A 946-nucleotide genomic window follows, 5' to 3' on the forward strand; every position below is an offset into this window, starting at 1 on the left:
TCGAGGTCGGCAAGATCGCCTCCGAGGCCGCCGGCGAGGTGCAGGAGATGATCGACATCTGCCAGTTCGCGGTCGGCAGATTCATCAGAGTGCCTCCTGGGAGAGCGCTTCGTAGAGGGCATACGGGTCGTAGATCTCGCGGCCGATGGCCCCGGCCAGCCAGGCGGCGTCGTAGCCGGAATCGTCGGGGGCGGCACCGTTTTCAAAGCCCGCGTCGGCATCCAGGTTCGACCGGAAGATGCCCGCCGCCGACGCGGGCAGGAAGTCCTCGTAGACGATCGGCGCCGACGGGTCGCCGCCGCGGTAATAGGCCAGCCCGTCGGCGGCCATCTCCGCGTCGGTGCCCGGGAAGTACTGCGCCCACACCGCAGCCGGGTCGGCAGCGCCCATCGCGGCGTCGTAGCGTCGCCGGCCCTTCGGCGTCAGCGCGACGCCGCGCGCCTCCACTTCGCCGAAGCGCACCCGCAGCGTCCCGGTGCTGATGCGGCCGTCGTCGCGGAAGCGGCGGGGTTCGGCCAGGGCGCGAAACGAGGTCTGGCGCAACAACACCGCGGGGCCGTCGGTGCGGGGCGGGCCCTGGATCGCGTCGATCATGGTGATGCCGCGCCGGGTCATCCGCCGGTACAACTCGTCGATGTCGAGCACCCGCGGCGTGAGGTGGTTGATGTGGGTGGTGCCGACGCCGGCGATGTCGGCGGCCACGCCCGAGACCCGGGCGAGTTCGTCGTACCAGGACCGCTCGATCGGTTCGTCGGACAACGCGAACGCCGCCACGGCCGCCGCGACGAACCCCGGCGCCTGGTCGGCGTCGCAGCCGCCCGCGGCGGCGATGACCCGCGCTTGGGCCAGCAGCGCGGGGTCGAACAGCCGGCGCCGGGCCACGAAGGCGTCGACGCGGCGGCGCAGGTCGCCGTCGAAGTAGCGCGCGTCGCGGGTGGCCAGCATC

General features: G+C 72.7%; 1 protein-coding gene. It reads right to left on the reverse strand.

What is annotated here, in order from left to right; translation table 11 throughout:
* Positions 1–84 precede the first annotated feature (84 nt).
* Positions 85–946: 2-oxoadipate dioxygenase/decarboxylase family protein (locus tag A9W96_RS26095; protein WP_067144179.1), on the reverse strand; the 862-nt coding region annotated here is incomplete at its 5' end.

It is taken from the genome of Mycobacterium sp. 1245852.3, from assembly GCF_001669335.1.
Classification (GTDB): domain Bacteria; phylum Actinomycetota; class Actinomycetes; order Mycobacteriales; family Mycobacteriaceae; genus Mycobacterium; species Mycobacterium europaeum_A.